The organism is Enterobacter cloacae complex sp. IR5450 (genome assembly GCF_049238665.1).
Taxonomy (GTDB): Bacteria; Pseudomonadota; Gammaproteobacteria; order Enterobacterales; family Enterobacteriaceae; genus Enterobacter; species Enterobacter hormaechei_C.
Window position 1 is genome coordinate 140,933 of the sequence record NZ_JBMKIC010000005.1, and the last position, 20,004, is coordinate 160,936.

A 20,004-nucleotide genomic window follows, 5' to 3' on the forward strand; every position below is an offset into this window, starting at 1 on the left:
CGGGCTTTTTATTGAGTAAAAATCGTGAATACACTCGAACACACCATCGGCAACACCCCTCTGGTCAAACTTCAGCGCATGGGGTGTGACAACGGCAGCGAAATCTGGGTCAAACTTGAAGGCAATAACCCGGCGGGGTCGGTGAAAGACCGGGCGGCGCTGTCGATGATTGTTCAGGCCGAAAAGCGCGGCGAGATAAAGCCCGGCGATGTGCTGATCGAAGCCACCAGTGGTAACACCGGTATCGCACTGGCGATGATAGCCGCCCTGAAAGGCTATCGTATGAAGCTGCTGATGCCGGATAACATGAGCCAGGAGCGCCGTGCCGCCATGCGCGCCTATGGAGCCGAGCTGATTCTGGTGAGCAAAGAGCAGGGGATGGAAGGGGCGCGAGATTTAGCGTTAGCGATGGCGGAGCGCGGGGAAGGCAAGCTGCTCGACCAGTTTAATAACCCGGACAACCCGTACGCGCACTACACCACCACCGGCCCGGAAATCTGGCAGCAAACCGCCGGGCGCATCACCCACTTTGTCTCCAGCATGGGGACCACGGGCACGATCACCGGTGTGTCACGCTTTCTGCGTGAACAGGATAAGCCAGTGACGATTGTCGGCCTGCAACCGGAAGAGGGGAGCAGTATTCCGGGCATCCGCCGCTGGCCGGCGGAGTATATGCCGGGCATCTTTAATGCGCAGCTTGTGGACCAGGTGCTGGATATTCATCAGCGCGAGGCGGAAAATACCATGCGTGAGCTGGCCGTACGTGAAGGCATCTTCTGCGGCGTCAGCTCTGGCGGTGCCGTAGCGGGCGCGATCCGGGTGGCTGAGTCCACGCCGGGAGCGGTGGTCGTAGCGATTATTTGCGATCGCGGCGACCGTTACCTGTCTACCGGCGTCTTTGGTGAAGAGAGTTATTCGCAGGGGGCGGGGATTTAAGCGTCATGGAGATGATTTTATTCCGGGATAACACCCGGGCGCAGCAAACCGATATTGTCGCCGTACAGTCGCAGGTGGTGTACGGCAGCGTGGGAAACAGCATCGCGGTGCCGAATATTCGCACCCACCGGCTGAACGTTACCGCCGTGCCGACGGTGCTGTTCAGCAATACGCCACACTACGACACCTTCTACGGCGGGGTGATCCCGGACGAGTGGTTCAGCGGCTACCTGAAGGCGCTGGAAGAGCGTGAGATTTTACGCGAGTTAAAAGCGGTGACAACCGGGTATATGGGCAGTGCCAGCCAGATCGTGCTGCTGGCGCAGTGGCTGAAGGCGATCAAAGTGCAACATCCCGATCTGCTGGTGCTGGTTGACCCGGTAATCGGGGATATCGACAGCGGGATGTACGTGAAGCCGGATATTCCTGAAGCCTACCGTGAACATCTGCTCCCGCTGGCCCAGGGCATTACGCCCAACGTGTATGAACTGGAAGTGCTGAGCGGCAAACCGTGCCGTACGCCGGAGAGCGCCATTGCCGCCGCGCAGGGGCTGCTGTCCAACTCGCTGAAATGGGTGGCTATCACTAGTGCGCCAGTGGCTGACGATCCGCAGAATATCCACGTCGTGCTGGTGAGCGAAGAAGGTGTTACCGTTAGCGCGCACCCGCGCGTAGAGACGGATCTGAAAGGGACGGGGGATCTGTTCTGTTCGGAGCTGGTGAGCGGTATCGTCGGGGGTAAAACCGTGGCCGACGCCATTCGCATGGCGGGCGACAGGGTGACTGACGTGATGATCTATACGCAGTCGAAAGGCTATGACGAGCTTATCCTGCCTGCATAAACAAAAATGGCGCCCGAAGGCGCCATTTTACCGTGCGGCAAGAATTACTTCTTGATGCGGATAACCGGGGTTTCACCCACGGTAACGCTGCCAGACAGTTTGATCAGTTCTTTAATTTCGTCCATGTTGGAGATAACAACCGGCGTCAGGGTAGACTTGGCTTTTTCTTCCAGCAGTGGCAGATCGAATTCAATTACCGGGTCGCCAACTTTAACACGCTGGCCTTCTTCCGCGATACGTTTGAAGCCTTCGCCTTTCAGTTCAACGGTGTCGATACCGAAGTGAACGAACAGTTCGATACCGCTATCGGATTCGATAGAGAACGCATGGTTGGTTTCAAAAATTTTACCGATGGTGCCGTCAACTGGAGCAACCATTTTGTTGCCAGTTGGTTTGATAGCAATGCCATCACCAACGATTTTCTCAGCAAACACTACATCCGGCACGTCTTCGATGTTGACGATCTCGCCGGAGAGCGGAGCAACAATCTCAATAGTTCCGGAGTCTTTCTTGTCATCAGAAACCAGAGATTTCAGTTTATCGAACAAACCCATGATCTTCTCCTAAGCAGTAAATTGGGCCGCATCTCGTGGATTAGCAGATTGTTTTTTCTTCAATGAACTTGTTAACCAGCGTCATTAACTCGTCCGTTGTCGGTTGAGCAAGAGCCTGCTCTGCTAACACCTTCGCATCTTCGAAGTTCGTGTTACGGATAATCTTCTTAATGCGCGGGATGGAAATGGCGCTCATAGAGAATTCGTCCAGACCCATACCCAGCAACAGAAGTGTAGCACGTTCGTCGCCTGCAAGCTCACCACACATGCCAGTCCATTTACCTTCTGCATGAGAAGCATCAATAACTTGCTTGATCAAATTCAGTACGGACGGTGACATTGGCTGGTAGAGATGTGAAATCATATCATTACCACGGTCAACTGCCAGGGTGTACTGCGTTAAATCATTGGTACCGATACTAAAGAAATCAACTTCTTTGGCTAAATGACGCGCAATGGTCGCGGCTGCCGGTGTTTCCACCATCACGCCGATCTCAATGGATTCGTCAAATGCTTTACCTTCGTCGCGCAGTTCCTGTTTGTAGATTTCGATCTCTTTCTTCAGTGCACGCACTTCTTCAACAGAGATGATCATCGGGAACATGATGCGCAGTTTACCGAAAGCGGAGGCACGCAGAATAGCGCGAACCTGGTCACGCAGGATCTCTTTGCGATCCATGGCGATACGCACGGCACGCCAGCCCAGGAACGGGTTCTCTTCTTTCGGGAAGTTCATGTACGGCAGCTCTTTGTCGCCACCGATGTCCATGGTACGGACGATAACCGCCTGCGAGCCGCACGCTTCCGCAACCGCTTTGTACGCTGCAAACTGCTCTTCTTCCGTTGGCAGAGCGTCGCGATCCATGAACAGGAATTCAGTACGATACAGACCCACACCTTCCGCGCCGTTGCGCTCAGCGCCGTCAACGTCACGTACGGTACCGATGTTAGCGCACACTTCAACCTGATGGCCGTCCAGCGTGATGGCTGGCAGATCTTTCAGTTTAGCGAGTTCCGCTTTCTCGGTAGCAACCTGCTCCTGAACGGCGCGCAGTTGCTCGATCACATCGTTAGTTGGGTTGACGTAAACCACGTTGTTTACGGCATCCAGAATCAGATAGTCGTCGTTTTTAACCTGAGAGGTAACGCTACCGGTACCCACGATGGCTGGCAGCTCCAGAGAACGCGCCATGATTGAGGTGTGGGAGGTACGTCCACCTGCGTCAGTAATGAAACCCAGCACCTTGTTCAGGTTCAGCTGTGCGGTTTCAGACGGGGTCAGGTCAGCGGCAACCAGGATAACTTCGTCCTGAATCGCGCTCAGATCGATGATGGCCAGACCCAGGATATTGCGCAGCAGGCGCTTACCGATGTCACGTACGTCAGCCGCACGCTCTTTCAGGTATTCATCGTCCAGCTCTTCCAGGGCAGATGCCTGACCTTCGATAACTTCATGCGCAGCCGCGTCGGCCGTCATGCCTTTATCTTTAATCAGGGCTATGATTTCCTGCTCCAGCTCCTCATCTTCGAGCAGCATAATGTGCCCTTCGAAGATGGCTTCTTTTTCTTCACCGAAAGTTTCGCCAGCTTTAGTTTTAATCGCTTCCAGTTGCGCAGATGCCTTGGCACGACCGCTCAGAAAACGTTCAACTTCCTGATCAACCTTGTCGGCAGAAATTTTTTTCCGGTCAATGACGATTTCGTCTTCTTTCAGCAGCAATGCTTTGCCGAAAGCGATACCCGGGGATGCTAAAATGCCTGAAATCATAACCCTACCTTACTTGTGACTGATATTGAAAAGAACCCGGTAAACTTACTCGAGTTCAGCCATCAGCTTAACCAGATGCTCAACTGCTTTCTGCTCGTCTTCACCTTCAGCGGAGATGGTAACAACGGTACCCTGAGTCAGGCCCAGAGTTTGCAGCTTGAACAGGCTTTTTGCGCTAGCGCTTTTGCCGTTGGAAGTCACAGTGATTTCAGAAGTGAAGCCTTTCGCTTCTTTAACAAACTGAGCAGCAGGGCGGGTGTGCAGACCGTTCGGAGCGGTAATGGTAACTTCTTGCTGGAACATTGTATTTCCCCAACTTATAGGTTTAGTGTTGTGGAACTAAAGTCTAGCCTGGCGACTTAACTTTAGCCTGTATAGTTAGCGCTGACGTTTCAATCGTCATTAAACATTATGCAGTGAAAGCAAGACTTGAACCAAATCATAAAATCGATTCAGCAGCGCTATTTCGTTCACCGATTAATTTCGCGCATCAAAATAATTGCTGGTTTAAATACCAGACCCAACGGGGTGAAGCAATGCCAGGAGGGGTAAAACTTTGAAGCAGGCCACAAAAAAGCACCTGAAAAGGTGCTTTTTTACGCGTTTTTAACATGCTGGCATCACTGTTGCAGTTCTTTCTCTGTGAAGAGATCGGCAAACAGTGCTGTGCTTAAGTAACGCTCACCCGAAGACGGTAGGATAACCACAATGTTCTTATTGGTAAAGATTTCGTCTTCCAGCAGTTTGAGCGCTGCCGCAACCGCCGCACCGGAAGATATACCCGCCAGAATGCCTTCCTCGTCCATCAGGCGACGCGCCGTAGAGATGGCTTCTTCATTGGTGATGGCGACCACTTTATCGATCAGCTTCAGATCGAGGTTGCCTGGAATAAAACCAGCCCCGATACCCTGGATTTTGTGCGGACCTGGTTTGATCTCTTCGCCTGCCAGCGCCTGAGCGATAACCGGCGAGTCGGTTGGCTCAACGGCAACGGTAATCAGATCTTTTTTACCTTTCGTGCCTTTAATATAGCGAGACACCCCGGTCAGCGTACCGCCGGTGCCTACGCCGGAGATAAACACATCAACCTGACCGTCGGTATCTTCCCAGATTTCCGGACCGGTGGTTTTCTCATGAATTTCCGGGTTGGCCGGGTTGCTGAACTGCTGGAGCAGCAGATACTTTGCCGGATCGCTGGCGACGATTTCTTCGGCCTTCTGAATCGCGCCCTTCATGCCTTTCGCGCCTTCGGTCAGGACCAGGTTCGCACCCAGCGCTTTCAGCAGCTTACGACGCTCAATGCTCATGGTTTCAGGCATAGTCAGCGTCAGCTTATAGCCACGCGCTGCCGCAACATAGGCCAGAGCGATACCCGTATTGCCGCTGGTGGGTTCAACCAGCTCAACGCCAGGTTTCAGCACGCCACGCTTTTCAGCATCCCAAATCATATTCGCACCGATACGGCATTTAACGCTGAAGCTTGGGTTACGAGATTCGACCTTCGCCAGAATGCGTCCATTACCGATACGGTTCAGTCGAACCAGGGGCGTATGACCGATAGTCAGCGAGTTGTCTTCATAAATCTTACTCATGGCCTGTCCTTAACTGTATGAAATTGGGATACCGACCCAGCATACCTGTTGAACAGGTATGGGGAAGTAAGGAAATCGCATATCTATATGCTGCAAGGAAATAATGGGGATCAGTATGGAATAAGGGGCGGCATAAGCCACCCCTCTTTTACACATTTTTGCATTACTTCCATAACGCGTGCTTAGCGCGGTAGCAGTCCACCCACATCGCCGTCGCGCCGCATACGGCAACGGGCATGATGAACAAATTCAGGAAAGGGATCATGGTGAACAGGCTGGTCAGCGCGCCAAACTGCATATTGGCAACCTTCTGAGTGCGCAGGGCAGTGCGCATCTCTTTAAACGGCACTTTGTGGTTATCGAACGGATAATCACAGTACTGGATAGCGAGCATCCAGGCGCTGAACAGGAACCACAGCACGGGCGCGACCGTCTGGCCAATCCCGGGTACAAAATAAAGGATAAGCAGCACAATCGCCCGCGGCAGGTACCAGGCGAACTTCTGCCATTCACGCTTCATGATGCGGGGGAGATCTTTCACGAGCCCCAATACGCCCGTGTCAGGTGGCGTCGCACCGGTCAGGCGCGCTTCAAGCTGTTCGGCCAGCAGACCGTTGAACGGCGCGGCTATCCAGTTTGCTATCGTCGAAAAGAAATAGCCGAAAACCAGCAGCACGGAGATAACCGCAATCGGCCAGAGCAGGTAGTCTAGCCACTGTAACCAGTCCGGCACATAGCTCATCAGGGAAGGGATCCACGTTTCCAGTCTGGTGAACAGCCACCAGAAGGCCCCGCCCATCAGAATAATGTTGATCAGTAACGGCAAAATAACGAAGCGTCGAATGCCCGGCAGGGAGACCAGTTTCCAGCCCTGAGAAAAGTACCAGACCCCGCTGCGTGGGGCAGAAGAAGATGTTGAAACCATACCAGGCTGTACTCCTTTTTACACAACCAGTGGAATTGCCCGCCTATATTATCCAGTTACGGGCCAATGACCAGTTCGGAAATGTTCGAAAAACCAGCAAAAAGCACGATTTAGTTCATCTTTATGCTGTGAATGCTCTGCATACACTTGCACTTGACGTAAACGGCAAATACTCTTAGTGAGTAAATGTTTGCCGTGGTGGCAAGGTGTTAGAACAACAGAGAATATAATGATGCAGGATTTGCGTCTGATATTAATCATTGTTGGCGCGATCGCCATAATCGCTTTACTGGTACATGGTTTCTGGACCAGCCGTAAAGAGCGTTCCTCTATGTTTCGCGATCGTCCACTGAAGCGCATGAAGTCCAGTCGTGACGACGATGACGTTGAAGACGACATCGACGGTCTTGACGACGACGGCGTGGGTGAAGTTCGTGTTCATCGGGTCAATACTGCGCCCGGCGCAGCGCATGGAGAGCATGAAGCCCCCCGCGCTCCGCAGCACCAGTATCAACCACCGTATGCCTCTGCCCAGCCGCGCCAGCCAGCGCCGCCGCCAGTGGAAGAACCTGTTCGTCATCCGCCGCACCAGCCTGTGCAACAGCAGCCCGTTGCGCCACAGCCTGTACAGCCGCAACCTGTCCAACAGCCTGCACAGCCAGTGCATCAGCCACAGCCTGTTCAGCAGCCGCAGCCAGTGCATCAGCCACAGCCTGTTCAGCAGCCGCAGCCGGTACAACAACCGCAGCCGCAGCCTGAACCGCCTGCGCCACAGCCCGCCCCGCGCGCTGAGCCAGAGCCGGTTGCAGAGCCAGAACCGGTTGTTGAAAAGCCGCAGCGTAAAGAAGCGGTGATCATTATGAACGTGGCTGCTCATCATGGCACCAATCTGAACGGTGATGTGCTGCTTAACAGCATCCAACAGGCAGGCTTCAAGTTCGGCGACATGAATATTTTCCATCGCCACCTGAGTCCTGACGGCAGCGGTCCGGCGCTGTTCAGCCTGGCCAATATGGTCAATCCAGGCACGTTTGACCCGGAAATGACCGGTGATTTCGTCACGCCAGGCGTTACGATCTTTATGCAGGTGCCGTCCTACGGTGACGAGCTGCAAAACTTTAAGCTGATGCTACAGTCCGCTCAGCACATCGCCGACGAAGTGGGCGGTGTGGTGCTCGACGATCAGCGTCGAATGATGACGCCGCAGAAACTGCGCGAGTATCAGGACCGCATCCGCGAAGTTAAGGAAGCGAACGCGTAATCGTCGCGTTAACTTAACTCCTCCTCAACCCCCGCCTGTCGGGGGTTTTTCTCATTGATGGTGCGATATGGACTCAATCGAACAACAACTTACTGAACTGCGAACCACGCTTCGCCATCATGAATATCTCTATCATGTTATGGACGCACCGGAAGTGCCGGATGCGGAGTATGACCGCCTGATGCGTGAACTGCGCGAGCTGGAAGCGCAGCACCCCGAACTGATTACGCCCGATTCTCCAACGCAGCGCGTCGGTGCGGAACCGCTGGGCGCTTTCAGCCAGGTGCGCCACGAAGTGCCGATGCTGTCGCTGGATAACGTGTTTGATGAAGAGAGTTTTCTGGCTTTCAACAAGCGCGTGCAGGATCGCCTGAAGAGCGTCGACAATCTGAGCTGGTGCTGCGAGCTAAAGCTGGATGGTCTGGCCGTCAGTATTCTTTATGAGAACGGCGTGATGGTGCGTGCCGCAACGCGCGGCGACGGCACTACCGGGGAAGATATCACCACCAATGTGCGCACTATTCGTGCGATCCCGCTGAAACTGCGTGGCGATAACATTCCCGCCCGGCTGGAAGTGCGCGGGGAAGTGTTCCTTCCGCAGGCGGGCTTCGAGAAGATCAACGAAGAAGCGCGTCGTACCGGCGGGAAAGTGTTTGCTAACCCGCGTAACGCGGCGGCAGGTTCGCTGCGTCAGCTCGATCCGCGTATCACCGCGAAGCGACCGCTTACTTTCTTCTGCTACGGCGTCGGGATCCTGGAAGGCGGTGATCTGCCAGATACCCACCTGGGGCGTTTAATGCAGTTCAAAGAGTGGGGATTACCGGTAAGCAACCGTGTGCAGCTCTGCGACTCTCCGGAGGCGGTGCTGGCGTTCTATCACAAGGTTGAAGAAGCTCGTCCCACGCTCGGGTTTGATATTGACGGCGTGGTGATCAAGGCTAATTCGCTGGCGTTGCAGGAACAGTTGGGATTTGTGGCCCGTGCGCCACGCTGGGCGGTGGCCTTTAAGTTTCCGGCGCAAGAGCAGATGACCTTCGTTCGCGACGTGGAGTTTCAGGTCGGACGTACGGGGGCCATTACGCCTGTGGCGCGTCTGGAGCCTGTGCAGGTGGCTGGCGTGCTGGTAAGTAACGCCACGCTGCATAACGCCGATGAAATTGCGCGTCTGGGGCTGCGAATTGGTGACAAAGTGGTGATTCGCCGCGCGGGTGATGTGATCCCACAGGTGGTTAACGTTGTGGAGTCTGAACGTCCTGCCGACACCCGTGCCATCGAGTTTCCAGCCCACTGTCCGGTATGTGGTTCTGACGTTGAGCGCGTGGAAGGTGAAGCGGTAACGCGCTGTACGGGCGGGTTAATCTGCGGCGCGCAGCGTAAAGAGTCCCTGAAGCACTTCGTCTCCCGCCGGGCGATGGACGTGGACGGAATGGGTGACAAGATTATCGACCAGCTAGTTGAGAAAGAGTACGTCCATACGCCTGCGGACCTCTTTACCCTGACGGCAGGTAAGCTGACCGGTCTTGAGCGTATGGGACCGAAATCTGCCCAGAACATCGTTAACGCGCTCGAGGCGGCCAAAAACACCACCTTTGCCCGTTTCCTTTACGCGCTCGGCATTCGTGAAGTCGGAGAGGCGACGGCGGCAGGGCTGGCGGCGTATTTCGGCACGCTGGACGCGCTGGAGAAAGCCACCATCGACGAGCTACAGAAAGTTCCTGATGTCGGCATTGTGGTCGCCACCCACGTTTTCAACTTCTTCGCCGAAGAGAGCAACCGTGAAGTGATCGGTAAATTACTGGAACAGGGCATTCACTGGCCCGCACCGGTAGTGGTTAATGCCGAAGAGATCGACAGCCCGTTTGCCGGTAAAACGGTGGTGCTGACCGGCAGCCTGAGCCAGCTCTCGCGCGATGATGCGAAAGCGCGCCTGGTGGCGCTGGGGGCAAAAGTGGCAGGAAGCGTGTCAAAGAAAACCGACCTGGTGATTGCCGGGGAAGCGGCCGGTTCGAAGCTGGCAAAAGCGCAGGAGCTTGGCATCGAGGTAATCGACGAAGCGGAAATGATGCGCCTGTTAGGAGAGTGACGTGGAAAAAGAGCAGCTCGTTGAGATCGCCAATACGGAGATGCCGTTCGGTAAATATAAGGGTCGCAGGCTGATTGATTTACCGGAAGAGTATATGCTGTGGTTTGCCCGTAAGGATGAGTTCCCCGCCGGGCGTCTGGGCGAGCTGATGGCTATCACGTTACTGATCAAAACAGAGGGGCTGACCCAGCTGGTTCAGCCCCTGAAACGTCCTTAAACTTTCGCGGCGTGGGTCTCTTCCTGCGCCAGCTTTTCAGTCTGCGCCTTGTAACGCCGCGCCAGTACCGCACACACCATCAGCTGGATCTGATGGAAAATCATCAGCGGCAACACCATCATCCCAATGACAGACGTCGGGAACAGGATATTGGCCATCGGGATCCCGTTGGCGAGGCTCTTTTTCGATCCGCAAAATACAATGGTGATTTCATCGGCCTTGTTGAAGCCGCATTTGCGGGCCACAAAGACGTTAACCGCGATGACAATGGCCAGCAGAACGATGCTTACCACCACAATAAACAGCAGCGATCCAGCACCCACCCTGTGCCAGATGCCGTTCACCACGGCTTCGCTGAAGGCCGTGTAAACCACCAGCAGAATGGAGCTTTGGTCCGTTTTCCCGATCCATTTTTTATGTTTCGCCACAAACTCCCCAATCCAGGGACGGGATAAGTGTCCGAGCACAAACGGCAGCAGCAGTTGCAGACAAATTTTACCCACCTGCTCCAGATTGCCTTCCGCCCCGTGCATGTTCATCAGCAGACCGACCAGCAGCGGTGAAACAAAGATCCCGAGCAGGCTGGAAGCGGAAGCAGAACAAACCGCCGCCGCGACGTTACCGCCCGCCAGCGAGGTAAAGGCAATTGCAGACTGCACGGTGGCCGGCAAAATGCACAGATAAAGGAAACCGGTATACAGCGCCGGATCGACATTCACCGGCGCCCACCAGGCGAACAGCACGCCCAGAACCGGGAAGAGGATAAAAGTGCTGCACATTACCCACAGATGCAGTCGCCAGTGGCTACCGCCTGCAATAATGGCTTCCCGGGAGAGTTTGGCGCCATGCATAAAGAACAGCAGGGCAATGGCTGCCGTGGTCAGTCCTTCAATAACCGGAACGAAACTGCCCCGCGCCGGGAAGAACGAGGCCAGCAAGACGACACCAATCAGGGTCAGCGTAAACGGATCAAGGATACGAAAAAGTTTCATAATCACTCCTGAAAACAGATGCCGCTATTGTGCTTTCTTCCCTTTGAGAAATAAAATTGATTTATTGCATCCATTCATGAATTAAACAGATGAATTATTCGTTACGTCAGCTTCGCGTTTTCGTCACCGTCGCGCAGGCCCGCAGCTTTAGCCGGGCAGGGGAGATCATTGGCCTCAGTCAGTCGGCGGTGAGCCATAGCGTTAAGGAGCTTGAAACGCAAACGGGCGTGAAGCTGCTCGACCGCACGACGCGAGAAGTGGTGCTCACCGAAGCGGGACAGCAGCTGGCAATGCGTCTGGAGAGGCTGCTGGATGAACTGAACAGTACGCTCAGGGATGTCGGCCGGCTCGGACAACAGCTTTCCGGCACCGTGAGAGTGGCGGCGAGCCAGACGATTTCGGCGCATCTTATTCCCCAGTGCATCGCTGAAAGTAATCACCGCTATCCGGATATTGATTTTGTTTTGCATGACAGGCCGCAGCAGTGGGTACTGGAGAGTATCCGTCAGGGGGATGTGGATTTTGGCATCGTTATTGATCCCGGAGCGGTAAGCGACCTGGAATGTGAAGTGGTACTCTCGGAGCCCTTTTTATTGCTCTGCCGTGATGATGATCCTCTGGCATCGCTGCCGCAGGTGGCCTGGCAGGCCTTGCAGGGGGCAAACCTGGTGTTACAGGATTATGCATCAGGCAGCCGCCCGCTGATAGATGCCGCACTGACCGCGCAGGGTGTTAAGGCAACTATTGTGCAGGAGATCGGGCATCCTGCCACGCTGTTCCCCATGGTCGAAGCGGGGATTGGCATCAGCGTTCTGCCGGCGCTGGCGCTGCCACTGCCGCAGGGGAGTCGTTTAACGGTGAAGCGTTTCGTACCCTGTGTCGAACGCCAGCTGATGCTGGTACGCCGTAAAAACAGGTCTCTTTCCGGAGCGGCGCATGCCTGCTGGGATGTGGTGCGTATGCAGGCCGAACGTTTGATGGAGGCCCGCACACGCGATCCACTTTTTAACGAAACCAATAATCAGATGTAGATATTAATCTGATGTTCTGCGGAGGGCTTATTGATGCCTTCCGCGACTGCCTCACCTTTTTCCTGCTTTGGCATCGCCTCTTCGGCCTGCTGACGCTGCAATTGCGCCAGCTGTGCCTGCAACATAGCCAGCTGAGATTCGAGTAATTCTTGCTGCTTTTGCTTTTCTTCTGCTGTGGCATCACCCATGGCCACTTCTTTGAGCTGCTGAGTGACTTTCGTTATCTGTTTGGTCAGACGGGTGATTTGAGAAGCAATGTCGTTTCCGCCGGAGCTGTTATCTACGCTGCCGATTTCCATCGCCGACAGAGAAACGGGCTTAAGAGTTGTCATATTGAGATCCTTTTCGCCATAAAATAGAGGTATCGGCAAAGAAGGCGTGAGCTTGAGTAAAACAAGCGGTCTGGCTGCAATGGGGATGTGCTATGTCGCAGATAGCAAAAAAGCGCCTTTAGGGCGCTTTTTTACATTGGTGGGTCGTGCAGGATTCGAACCTGCGACCAATTGATTAAAAGTCAACTGCTCTACCAACTGAGCTAACGACCCGAAATGGTGGGCGATGACGGGCTCGAACCGCCGACCCCCTCCGTGTAAAGGAGATGCTCTACCAACTGAGCTAATCGCCCATTTCGGAACTGCTGCGATAAGGTGAGAATGGTGGGCGATGACGGGCTCGAACCGCCGACCCCCTCCGTGTAAAGGAGATGCTCTACCAACTGAGCTAATCGCCCATTTCGGAACTGCTGCGATAAGGTGAGAATGGTGGGCGATGACGGGCTCGAACCGCCGACCCCCTCCGTGTAAAGGAGATGCTCTACCAACTGAGCTAATCGCCCAATCTCAATTCTTATCTACACTGCGAGTCTACCGAAGTAGATGGTGGGTGATGACGGGCTCGAACCGCCGACCCCCTCCGTGTAAAGGAGATGCTCTACCAACTGAGCTAATCACCCCCGCTGTGTGGAGTCGCATTATAGGGAGAGTTGAAAATGAGTCAACGCATTTTCTAAAGTTTTTATTCGTTCGTCGTAAAATTAGTCAAAACGATCGCAAAACGGACTGTGGCGCATGATTTATAAACAAAAACAGCAATCTCGAACCGGATAAAGTGATCGACATTGAGGAATCGGCCCACAGTGATAGAATATTGCCCATTGTTTTCTTCCCGGAATTTGCCGATTACCGGCATCTTTATAACGTAAGGCCATTTCATGAAAATCAAAACTCGCTTCGCGCCGAGCCCGACAGGCTATCTGCATGTCGGTGGTGCACGTACCGCTCTCTACTCCTGGCTTTTCGCACGTCACAACAACGGTGAGTTTGTGCTGCGTATTGAAGACACCGATCTGGAGCGCTCAACGCCGGAAGCAATTGAAGCCATTATGGATGGGATGAACTGGCTGAATCTGGCGTGGGACGAAGGCCCATACTTCCAGACCAAACGTTTTGACCGCTATAACGCCGTAATTGACGAGATGCTGGTGGCAGGCACGGCCTATAAGTGTTACTGCTCCAGGGAGCGTCTGGATGCGCTGCGCGAAGAGCAAATGGCAAAAGGCGAAAAACCGCGTTATGACGGTCGTTGCCGCCATGACCACAGCGAGCATGCTGCTGATGAGCCTTGCGTAGTGCGTTTTGCTAACCCGCAGGATGGCTCTGTTATCTTTGATGACCAGATCCGTGGTCCGATCGAATTCAGCAACCAGGAGCTGGATGACCTCATCATTCGTCGTACTGACGGATCGCCAACCTATAACTTCTGCGTAGTTGTGGACGACTGGGATATGGAAATCACTCACGTGATCCGTGGTGAAGACCATATCAATAACACCCCGCGTCAGATCAACATTCTGAAAGCGCTGAACGCGCCTGTACCGGTGTATGCGCACGTATCAATGATCAACGGTGACGACGGTAAAAAGCTGTCCAAACGTCATGGCGCGGTGAGCGTGATGCAGTACCGTGATGACGGCTATCTGCCGGAAGCGCTGCTGAACTACCTGGTGCGTCTGGGCTGGGCTCATGGTGACCAGGAGATCTTCAGCCGCGAAGAGATGATCGAGCTGTTCTCTCTGAACTCGGTGAGCAAATCAGCCAGCGCGTTCAACACTGACAAACTGCTGTGGCTGAACCATCACTACATCAATACCATGCAGCCAGAATATGTAGCGACTTATCTGCAATGGCACATTGAACAGGCAAACATCGATACCCGTACGGGCCCTGAACTGGCGGATCTGGTGAAGCTGCTTGGCGAGCGTTGCAAAACGCTGAAAGAAATTGCTGAAAGCTGCCGTTACTTCTATGAAGAGTTTGACGAGTTCGACGCCGACGCGGCCAAGAAACACCTGCGTCCGGTTGCGCGTCAGCCGCTGGAAGTGGTGCGTGACAAACTCGAAGCCATTACCGAATGGACTGCGGAAAATGTTCACCACGCGATTCAGGCTACCGCTGATGAGCTGGAAATTGGCATGGGTAAAGTCGGTATGCCGCTGCGCGTTGCGGTGACGGGGGCAGGCCAGTCTCCGGCGCTGGACGTGACCGTTCATGCCATCGGCAAATCACGTAGCGTGGCGCGTATCAACAAAGCGCTGGACTTTATTGCTGAGCGCGAACGCCAGCAGTAATGCTCGTGTAATACAAAAAACGGCAGGGTAACCTGCCGTTTTTTTATGCCTGTTATTCAGCAATACCAAGACGCGTGAGAAAACCCTGCAACCCTTCACGAGCGAGCAACGTGTGCAAACGTTCCTGTTCGACAGTCGTCATGTTTTCCAGCGAGTCGATAATTTGTGGAAGCAGGCTGGATGAGGTTGCCACGCCGTAGTGGGAAGGGCTTTCCGCCACATGGTAAACAGCCCGACGGTTACGAATGGCAGGAAGGCTAATGATGTGCTCCTTAACGTGCGCATCAATACATATCACCCTCGCTCTTCCGCCTTTTACACCGTTGATACCCTCCGTTTTCCATCCCTTCTGTCGTATCCAGCGATTAACGGTTTGTCGGGCTACGCCCAGACTGTCCGCCAGCTCTTCCGTGGTCATTTTGCTGCGTAATCTTTTCATATCAGCGTTGGTCGCGAATCCCTAAACGTTGTAACAAGCCGGTAATCCCTTCCCGCAGTAACAGCGATGTCATCTGCTTTTGCTCTTCCGGCGTCATTTCATTCGCCAGCGTCAGGAGCAGGGCATGAAGCGAGCCCTCGTGGTACGTATCTGGCAGTTCCGGCGTCTCTGTAGCCCTGCGCGCGCTGCGAATAAAGTCGCGCACTTTTTCATTGACGTGTACCAGACGCGCCTTGCCACCCTGAACGCCTGGCTTTGGCGATGTAATCCAACCCTCTTTGCGTACCCATTTATTGATGGTCTGTCGGCTATAGCCAGTCAGCAGGGCTAACTCTTCTGGCGTCATTCGTTCCTTGATCATACAATTTCCTGAATATCTGTGGGGTTAATTAGTGGTTCATTTTATAGCACCGTTTTACGTGAAAACGTGACAAGCTTAACTCCTGGCTGCGAGCAGGCTCGCAAAGTGATTCATTTGCATGATTTTTCGGCGATTGAAAGGCGGAGGTTGAATTTGCCGTTGACACTCTGCGGCGGAATTCATATTATGCCGCCCGTCAACATGACAGCTTTACGACGGGGCTATAGCTCAGCTGGGAGAGCGCCTGCATGGCATGCAGGAGGTCAGCGGTTCGATCCCGCTTAGCTCCACCAAACTCTGAACCCAACAGAGTGCGGTAGGTAAAGTAACATGTGGGGCTATAGCTCAGCTGGGAGAGCGCTTGCATGGCATGCAAGAGGTCAGCGGTTCGATCCCGCTTAGCTCCACCAAAATTTAAACCCTCGTCGCAAGACGGGGGTTTTTTTATATCTTGTAAAATGTTTAGACTCTTTTTGTTGCCAGCAATGTCGTTTTCTATACATCACCTCAATCCAAATCAATAAACAAGTCTATAAATAGACCTGAACTTGATTCGTGCAATTAATAAACCTATTATCCATCCGGTCAATAAGACGATGGTTAAATAGATCACACGGATTAATGAATAGAAAAATTTACAATAATGTAAAAATATTTATGATTGTCCTGGCGTTAAGCCTGATTACGATCCCCTTTTCCCGTTATATCTCCCCGCGCGCTATCGTCAACGAAAATGATGTTTATTTAGCGTGGTTGCCCTTAAGCGCCATGCTCGCCATCGTATTGTTATTTGGACGTCGGGCAATCATTCCTTTACTGATTGGATTTAGCGTTACTAACATTTATTACTTTGATTTAGCATTACTACAATCTTCCGTGTTATTAATTTGTCAGACGTTTGCCGTCTTCGCTGCCTGTGGCGTCATCCGTCTGATGCTGGGCAAACGCTGGCGACACAGCATCCCGAATAAGTACATCGGTATACGTATTTTCTGGCTCGGATTTGTGGTTCCTGTAGGCATCAAATTATCGATGTATCTGGCGGGATATTTATTTGATTTTCCGGTGACAATCTCCTCCTATTTCGGCGAAGGCTCTGCAATTTATAACGTTATCGATATTCAAAGCCTGATTTGTGCCGCCCTGATTTTCACCATGATGTTCTACTACCCGTTAAGAATGATAATTAATCCCCGGTATGCCCGAACATTCTGGCGGCGAAGCGTGAAGCCCCTCTTTTGTCACAAAAAAGTGTTATTTATCGTTGTGTGGCTGATGCTGTTGGTCTCGATGATCGCTATTTTGTGCGCGCCTTTCGAGTCACAGTTTATTGCTGGTTATTTGATGCCAATCGTTTTTATTCTTTTTACCCTGGGGATTGGTCGTCTGAGCTATGCGCTCATCTCTTTACTCTGGGCGGCCTCGGCGCTCATGCTGTTGACCTACAATTATAATTTTCTTAATGGCGTTGAATCGGGCCACTCGCTCTCCTTTATCTTGTCGGTACTGATCTCTTTCGCCATCTGCCTGCTTTACATGTCGCGGATCTATCAGAAAAGTGAATGGCTGAAACAGGGGTGGCAGGAGAGGGCGCTTACCGATCCGCTCACCGGTCTGCCTAACATTCGTGCGCTGGAAGTGTTTTTACAGCACCATCCCGAAGCCAAAATCTGCTGCCTGCGCCTGGATAATCTGGAATTTCTGAGCCGTCATTACGGCATCCTCATGCGTGTACACTGTAAAAAGATGATCACCGCGTCGCTGCAACCGTTATTGCAAAAAGACGAGAAGCTCTTTCAGTTGCCAGGCAGTGAGCTGGTGGTGGTCTTGTTGGGTCCGGGCACGGCTGAACGTCTGCAATATATGGTTGATCATCTGAACAGCCGTAAGATTGTCTGGAACAAGACTGAGCTCGACATTGAGTTTGGCGCCTCCTGGGGCGAAGTGCCGGATGGGGAAAGCCTGCACCACACGCTGGGTCAGCTGAGCTGGCTGTCCGAGCAATCCTGTGGCGGGCATAACGTTCTGGCGTTAACCAACAGTCTGGATGATGTCTCTGGTCAGACGACGGACAGGGTGCTAATGCTGGCCCGCATAAAACGCGCCCTTGATATCGGCGGTCTTCACCTTTACGCCCAGCCAATTCACAACGCGCGCGGAGAAGGGTACTTTGAAATCCTCTCCAGGCTGGAAAGCGATGGCGAGATCATCACCCCTGACCGCTTTATTCCGCTGATTGCTCAGTTCAACCTGAGCCACCGGTTTGACCTGAACGTGTTGGAAAAATTGCTGATGTGGATGCGCAGCCATCCGTCCGGACGTGCAGGAACGCGCTTCTCCGTCAATCTAATGCCGCTGACGCTGATGCAAAATGAGATTGCGGCTGAGATCATCGCGCTTTTTGAACGCTACGCCATTGCGCCGCAAAATATCATCATTGAGATCACCGAGGAACAGGCTTTCTCAGACTCGGGAAGCAGCATCAAAAATATCCAGCAGCTGCGTGATTACGGCTTCCGCATTGCCATAGACGACTTTGGTACCGGCTATGCCAACTTTGAGCGCCTGAAGCGGCTGGAGGCCGATATCATTAAGATCGATGGTTGCTTCGTGAAAGATATCTGCACCGACAGCATGGATGCGATGATCGTGCAGTCCATTTGCAACATGGCAAAAACGAAATCGCTGTGTGTGGTGGCTGAATATGTGGAAACGGCTGAACAACGCGAGATGTTGTTGCGATTTGGCGTAGATTATTTGCAGGGCTATTTGATTGGTAAACCCCAGCCTCTGACGGCGCTGGAAGCATAAAAAAACCGGGAGCGAGGACTCCCGGTTTTTATTACGCGGTATGAATTACAGAACCAGTGCTGCAATAGAGGCAGACAGGACGCTCACCAGCGTTGAACCGTAAACCAGCTTCAGGCCAAAGCGAGAAACCACGTTACCCTGCTCTTCGTTCAGGCCTTTAATCGCGCCAGCGATGATACCGATGGAAGAGAAGTTCGCGAAGGAGACCAGGAAGACGGACAGGATCCCTTCCGCACGTGGGGAGAGTGTGCTGGCAATCTTCTGGAGATCCATCATCGCCACGAATTCGTTGGATACCAGTTTCGTTGCCATGATGCTGCCCACCTGCAACGCTTCGTGAGCCGGTACACCCATCACCCAGGCAACCGGGTAGAAGATATAGCCCAGAATGCCCTGGAAGGAGATACCGAGTACGGCCGCAAACAGGGCGTTCAGCGCAGCGATCAGCGCGATAAAGCCAATCAGCATCGCGGCAACGATAATTGCAACCTTGAAACCCGCCAGAGTGTATTCACCCAGCATTTCGAAGAAGCTCTGCCCCTCGTGCAGGTTAGACATCTGAATGTTCTCTTCGCTGGCATCCACGCGGTACGGGTTAATCAGCGAAAGCACGATAAAGGTGCTGAACATGTTCAGAACCAGGGCCGCAACCACGTATTTTGGTTCCAGCATGGTCATATACGCGCCCACGATAGACATGGAAACGGTAGACATTGCGGTTGCCGCCATGGTGTACATGCGGTTACGGGACATCTTGCCGAGGATATCTTTATACGCAATGAAGTTCTCAGACTGACCGAGGATCAGTGAGCTGACTGCGTTAAAGGATTCCAGTTTACCCATGCCGTTAACTTTCGATAACAGGAAGCCGATCGCACGGATAACCACCGGCAGAACGCGGATGTGCTGAAGGATACCGATCAGGGCAGAGATGAAGACGATAGGGCAGAGTACCTTCAGGAAGAAGAAGGCCAGGCCCTGATCGTTCATGCTGCCAAAGACGAAGTTGGTCCCTTCGTTGGCAAATCCGAGCAGTTTTTCGAACATTTCGGAGAAGCCTTTCACGAAGCCGAGGCCTACGTTGGAGTTCAGGAAGAACCACGCAAGTAAAACTTCAATGACCAGCAGCTGGACAACATAGCGAATACGAATTTTTTTGCGGTCTGTGCTGACCAGCAATGCAAGTGCAGTAACGACAACAAGTGCCAGGACAAAATGAAGGACGCGGTCCATATTTGCTCCAAATATGAGGCAGGTTTAATTTCCGTGCACATTCTATGTAACAAGCACAAAGAAAACGAGATCAAGCCCACACTATAGTTACATCCTGTGACGAGTCTCAAAAATAGTGATCAACAATACATTTTTGTTATGTTAGGTAAATGAGTGAAAAGTTAAGTTTGTGTGCTACGCTTCACAAATGTCTGCGCATTTTCACATTCTGTGACCTTGCTCCACCTGCCTGTCTATCGTTCCTGGCTATCAGAGAAATCATGTTAACCATTTTAAATGAACTTGATAATCATTCTCATTTTGATAGCATGAAACATAGCAAAGGCTATATTT

The 20,004-nt window shown here is 52.9% G+C and carries 18 protein-coding genes and 7 tRNA genes; 10 read left to right on the plus strand and 15 right to left on the minus strand.

What is annotated here, in order from left to right; translation table 11 throughout:
* Positions 1 to 24 precede the first annotated feature (24 nt).
* On the plus strand, positions 25 to 936 hold the full coding sequence (cysM, locus tag ACOTYB_RS06655) for a cysteine synthase CysM (RefSeq protein WP_003861311.1): 912 nt from the start codon (positions 25 to 27) through the stop codon (positions 934 to 936).
* 5 nt (positions 937 to 941) lie between these two features.
* Entirely contained in the window at positions 942 to 1,778 is an 837-nt protein-coding gene (gene pdxK, locus ACOTYB_RS06660) for a pyridoxine/pyridoxal/pyridoxamine kinase (protein ID WP_003861313.1), read from the plus strand.
* 44 nt (positions 1,779 to 1,822) lie between these two features.
* Here pdxK and crr read toward each other — a convergent pair whose 3' ends face one another.
* The 5 genes from crr to cysZ form a co-directional block, all read right to left on the minus strand.
* Complete coding sequence (gene crr / locus ACOTYB_RS06665) at positions 1,823 to 2,332, minus strand: PTS glucose transporter subunit IIA (protein ID WP_003861316.1); 510 nt, start codon at positions 2,330 to 2,332, stop codon at positions 1,823 to 1,825.
* Positions 2,333 to 2,372: 40 nt separating this feature from the next.
* The gene (gene ptsI, locus ACOTYB_RS06670; RefSeq protein ID WP_023314613.1) at positions 2,373 to 4,100 is read right to left on the minus strand and encodes a phosphoenolpyruvate-protein phosphotransferase PtsI; all 1,728 of its coding nucleotides are present in this window, start codon (positions 4,098 to 4,100) and stop codon (positions 2,373 to 2,375) included.
* A gap of 45 nt (positions 4,101 to 4,145) precedes the next feature.
* Positions 4,146 to 4,403, minus strand: a complete 258-nt coding sequence (gene ptsH / locus ACOTYB_RS06675; protein WP_000487600.1) for a phosphocarrier protein Hpr — start codon at positions 4,401 to 4,403, stop codon at positions 4,146 to 4,148.
* 317 nt (positions 4,404 to 4,720) lie between these two features.
* Positions 4,721 to 5,692: a cysteine synthase A gene (gene cysK, locus ACOTYB_RS06680; protein WP_003861321.1), complete on the minus strand. Its 972-nt coding sequence runs from the start codon at positions 5,690 to 5,692 to the stop codon at positions 4,721 to 4,723.
* Between the two features lie 163 nt (positions 5,693 to 5,855).
* Entirely contained in the window at positions 5,856 to 6,617 is a 762-nt protein-coding gene (gene cysZ, locus ACOTYB_RS06685; protein ID WP_003861323.1) for a sulfate transporter CysZ, read from the minus strand.
* Between the two features lie 229 nt (positions 6,618 to 6,846).
* Between cysZ and zipA the strand changes: the two genes are divergently transcribed.
* The 3 genes from zipA (at position 6,847) to ACOTYB_RS06700 (ending at position 10,178) form a co-directional block, all read left to right on the plus strand.
* Positions 6,847 to 7,878, plus strand: coding sequence for a cell division protein ZipA (gene zipA / locus ACOTYB_RS06690; protein WP_220153267.1), 1,032 nt, complete (start codon positions 6,847 to 6,849; stop codon positions 7,876 to 7,878).
* A gap of 67 nt (positions 7,879 to 7,945) precedes the next feature.
* Positions 7,946 to 9,961 (plus strand): NAD-dependent DNA ligase LigA, encoded by a 2,016-nt coding sequence (gene ligA / locus ACOTYB_RS06695; RefSeq protein WP_032634218.1) that lies wholly within the window; start codon positions 7,946 to 7,948, stop codon positions 9,959 to 9,961.
* Position 9,962: 1 nt separating this feature from the next.
* The gene (locus tag ACOTYB_RS06700; protein ID WP_220153265.1) at positions 9,963 to 10,178 is read left to right on the plus strand and encodes a DUF3820 family protein; all 216 of its coding nucleotides are present in this window, start codon (positions 9,963 to 9,965) and stop codon (positions 10,176 to 10,178) included.
* On the opposite strand, the gene ACOTYB_RS06705 is transcribed toward ACOTYB_RS06700, so the two are convergent.
* Positions 10,175 to 11,170 carry a bile acid:sodium symporter family protein gene (locus ACOTYB_RS06705; RefSeq protein WP_003861330.1) on the minus strand — a complete coding sequence of 332 codons (996 nt, stop codon included), beginning with the start codon at positions 11,168 to 11,170 and terminating at the stop codon, positions 10,175 to 10,177. The two genes, ACOTYB_RS06700 and ACOTYB_RS06705, sit on opposite strands and share 4 nt — an antisense overlap.
* Positions 11,171 to 11,259: 89 nt before the next feature.
* Here ACOTYB_RS06705 and ACOTYB_RS06710 point away from each other — a divergent pair, with 89 nt between their 5' ends.
* Positions 11,260 to 12,201: a LysR family transcriptional regulator gene (locus ACOTYB_RS06710; RefSeq protein WP_023314608.1), complete on the plus strand. Its 942-nt coding sequence runs from the start codon at positions 11,260 to 11,262 to the stop codon at positions 12,199 to 12,201.
* Here the strand turns inward: ACOTYB_RS06710 and ACOTYB_RS06715 are convergent.
* From ACOTYB_RS06715 to ACOTYB_RS06740, 6 genes are all read right to left on the minus strand, one after another.
* Complete coding sequence (locus ACOTYB_RS06715; RefSeq protein WP_063978937.1) at positions 12,192 to 12,533, minus strand: FlxA-like family protein; 342 nt, start codon at positions 12,531 to 12,533, stop codon at positions 12,192 to 12,194. The genes ACOTYB_RS06710 and ACOTYB_RS06715 overlap by 10 nt on opposite strands.
* A gap of 137 nt (positions 12,534 to 12,670) precedes the next feature.
* Positions 12,671 to 12,746, minus strand: a tRNA-Lys gene (locus tag ACOTYB_RS06720).
* A 4-nt stretch (positions 12,747 to 12,750) separates the two neighbouring features.
* Positions 12,751 to 12,826, minus strand: a tRNA-Val gene (locus ACOTYB_RS06725).
* Between the two features lie 29 nt (positions 12,827 to 12,855).
* Positions 12,856 to 12,931, minus strand: a tRNA-Val gene (locus ACOTYB_RS06730).
* 29 nt (positions 12,932 to 12,960) lie between these two features.
* Positions 12,961 to 13,036, minus strand: a tRNA-Val gene (locus ACOTYB_RS06735).
* Positions 13,037 to 13,077: 41 nt separating this feature from the next.
* Positions 13,078 to 13,153: transfer RNA gene (locus ACOTYB_RS06740), tRNA-Val, on the minus strand.
* 258 nt (positions 13,154 to 13,411) lie between these two features.
* On the opposite strand from ACOTYB_RS06740, the gene gltX reads away from it, so the two are divergent.
* Positions 13,412 to 14,827 carry a glutamate--tRNA ligase gene (gltX, locus tag ACOTYB_RS06745; RefSeq protein ID WP_421765779.1) on the plus strand — a complete coding sequence of 472 codons (1,416 nt, stop codon included), beginning with the start codon at positions 13,412 to 13,414 and terminating at the stop codon, positions 14,825 to 14,827.
* 52 nt (positions 14,828 to 14,879) lie between these two features.
* On the opposite strand, the gene ACOTYB_RS06750 is transcribed toward gltX, so the two are convergent.
* Together ACOTYB_RS06750 and ACOTYB_RS06755 are read right to left on the minus strand one after the other, a co-directional pair.
* Positions 14,880 to 15,266 (minus strand): YfeC-like transcriptional regulator, encoded by a 387-nt coding sequence (locus tag ACOTYB_RS06750; RefSeq protein WP_058659057.1) that lies wholly within the window; start codon positions 15,264 to 15,266, stop codon positions 14,880 to 14,882.
* Position 15,267: 1 nt separating this feature from the next.
* Positions 15,268 to 15,627 (minus strand): YfeC-like transcriptional regulator, encoded by a 360-nt coding sequence (locus ACOTYB_RS06755; RefSeq protein ID WP_003861339.1) that lies wholly within the window; start codon positions 15,625 to 15,627, stop codon positions 15,268 to 15,270.
* Positions 15,628 to 15,844: 217 nt separating this feature from the next.
* Here ACOTYB_RS06755 and ACOTYB_RS06760 point away from each other — a divergent pair.
* The 3 genes from ACOTYB_RS06760 to ACOTYB_RS06770 all read left to right on the plus strand — a co-directional run bounded on the left by ACOTYB_RS06760 (position 15,845) and on the right by ACOTYB_RS06770 (position 18,438).
* Positions 15,845 to 15,920: transfer RNA gene (locus tag ACOTYB_RS06760), tRNA-Ala, on the plus strand.
* Between the two features lie 41 nt (positions 15,921 to 15,961).
* A tRNA-Ala gene (locus tag ACOTYB_RS06765) sits at positions 15,962 to 16,037 on the plus strand.
* A 211-nt stretch (positions 16,038 to 16,248) separates the two neighbouring features.
* Positions 16,249 to 18,438, plus strand: coding sequence for an EAL domain-containing protein (locus ACOTYB_RS06770; RefSeq protein WP_045343764.1), 2,190 nt, complete (start codon positions 16,249 to 16,251; stop codon positions 18,436 to 18,438).
* 45 nt (positions 18,439 to 18,483) lie between these two features.
* Here ACOTYB_RS06770 and nupC read toward each other — a convergent pair whose 3' ends face one another.
* Complete coding sequence (gene nupC, locus ACOTYB_RS06775) at positions 18,484 to 19,671, minus strand: nucleoside permease NupC (RefSeq protein ID WP_409248808.1); 1,188 nt, start codon at positions 19,669 to 19,671, stop codon at positions 18,484 to 18,486.
* Positions 19,672 to 20,004: the final 333 nt, after the last annotated feature.